The 2138-nt window shown below is 48.6% G+C and carries 2 protein-coding genes; both read left to right on the top strand.

All coding sequences use genetic code 11. The features are described from left to right. Window positions 1-548: 548 nt before the first annotated feature. Window positions 549-1631, top strand: a complete 1083-nt coding sequence (locus CRG49_RS12750) for an endonuclease/exonuclease/phosphatase family protein (protein ID WP_095502050.1) — start codon at window positions 549-551, stop codon at window positions 1629-1631. A 336-nt stretch (window positions 1632-1967) separates the two neighbouring features. Then, window positions 1968-2138: helix-turn-helix domain-containing protein (locus tag CRG49_RS14185; protein ID WP_157807888.1), on the top strand; the 171-nt coding region annotated here is incomplete at its 3' end.

Here is a 2138-nt window from a genome sequence, read left to right as displayed (position 1 = left end):
GCCGTGATGACGGGTATAGCGGCCTTTTTGTTGTTCGAGATAATCGGCAATGGGCTGCCAGTCGATAATGAGCTGAATTTTGAGCAAGGGAAAGCGGTCGGGGTCTTTACCAACGATAGTTTCGACGGTTTGTTTGAAGAAGCTGCTCATGAAGAAAATCCTCTAAATTCGGCTTAAAGGGAATTTAGAGGATTTTAGGGTGTCTGGGAAGTATTATGTCGCTTGGTAACTATAGTTACTTTACATGGGATTTAAGAGGGGTTTTGCAAAGGTCTCAGTCTGAATATTTACAACAAAACAGCTTTGCCTTTTATTCAAATCCACCAATCATCAACGGCTTTTGCCGCATTATCCCGACACGTTTACAAAATATTCATTAAAATGGATAATGAAACATTCCTCAATCAAACTTCAACGCCCTAAGCGGCTTCATCCTTTTCATATCGGCCTAGGCTCTGTCGCCCAATATGCCGATTAGCTTCACCGTGATGAATGATGGCAGCGGCGCAAACATGTTTGACCGACCAAGATTTCATCAGGAAACGATTATGTCCGATTTACCCTTAGGCGATTGGCTGCTGTTGGCGCTGCTGTGCGTGCCCGTGGTGGCTACCTTGCTGTCGCTGCTGAAATCCGACCACTGGGTGATGCGGATATTCGATTTCCCGCGCCTGCAAATCGCCGCCTTGAGCGTGTTGTGTATGCTGCTCAATTATTGGCTGGAACAAAGCAGCAACGCCATTTTCGACTTTATGGAAGTGGTGAACTTTGCCTGCGCCGTGTGGCAGTTTTGGCAAATCAGTGCCTACACTCGCTTGAGAAAAAAGCAGGTGAAGGGTTACCAGAGCGAGGACAACAACCGCACCGTCAGCATTCTGGCCAGCAATGTACTCACCACCAACCGCCAAGCCGATAAATTGCTGTCGCTTATTCGCCAATACCGCCCCGATGTGGTACTCACTTTAGAAAGCGACCAATGGTGGGAAAACGCGCTGGCCGAATTGGAAACCGACCACCCTTATACCGTCAAAGTGCCGCTCGACAATCTTTACGGCATGCATCTATACAGCCGCCTGCCGCTACATGACGCAGAAGTGAAATACCGTGTGCGCGATGACATTCCGTCGATTACCGCCAAAGTTGAGCTGCCCAGCGGCGAGCTGATCCGCATTTACTGCCTGCATCCGATGCCGCCAAGCCCGACCGAAAGTGAAACCTCAACCGAACGCGACGGCGAGCTTTTGCTGGTGGGCAAAGAAATCACCGCCTCTGATGAAAGCTGCATGGTGTTTGGTGATTTGAACGATGTCGCTTGGTCAGACACATCGCGCCTGTTCCAACGCATCAGCGGCCTGCTCGATCCGCGTATCGGCCGTGGTTTGTACAACACCTTTCATGCCGATTGGAAACTGCTGCGCTGGCCGCTCGACCATATTTTCCACAGCAACGATTTCTTGGTGGCCGATTTGAAAGTGTTGCCACACATCGGCTCCGACCATTTTCCGATTTACGGCAAATTCCAATACCACCCGCCGGCAGAACACGTCCACGAAACGCCAGAATCCGACCACGGCGACAAACAGGAAGCGGCAGAAAAAATCGATGCGGCGATGGAATTGCAGAATGAATAATGTGAGACCTTTACAAAATATCTTTAAAACCCAGCACACATAAACCGACGTCATTCCCGTGCAGACGGGAATCCATTTTTGAGCATAGCAAATTACTGAATAAATAGGTTTCTTAGAAGCTGAAATGGATTCCCGCCTGCGTGGGAATGACGGCTTTGGTGGTTTTTATGGGTAGCTTATAAGGTTTTGCAAACGTCTCAATGTTTAAGCCAAAGGCCGTCTGAAAGAATATTCTTTTCAGACGGCCTTACATTCGCCTAACAAGTGCAATTTCCAATAACAGAAAAGGCCAGTATGCGGTAGTATACTGCCTTTCCTGACAAGAAAGATTGCAATATGGCCTACACACAACTGACCTCACACCAAAGATACTACATTTCCAGACATTACCGCAACCTACCCCTAAACCAAATCGCACAGAACATCGGTTGTCATCCCGCCACCGTCAGTCGGGAAATCAGACGGCATTCCGTCAACGGAACCTACTGTTACCGAAAAGCACAACAG

It is taken from the genome of Neisseria sp. N95_16 (assembly GCF_002551535.2).
Taxonomy (GTDB): Bacteria; Pseudomonadota; Gammaproteobacteria; order Burkholderiales; family Neisseriaceae; genus Neisseria; species Neisseria brasiliensis.
This window is presented reverse-complemented; position numbering and strand designations above follow the sequence as displayed.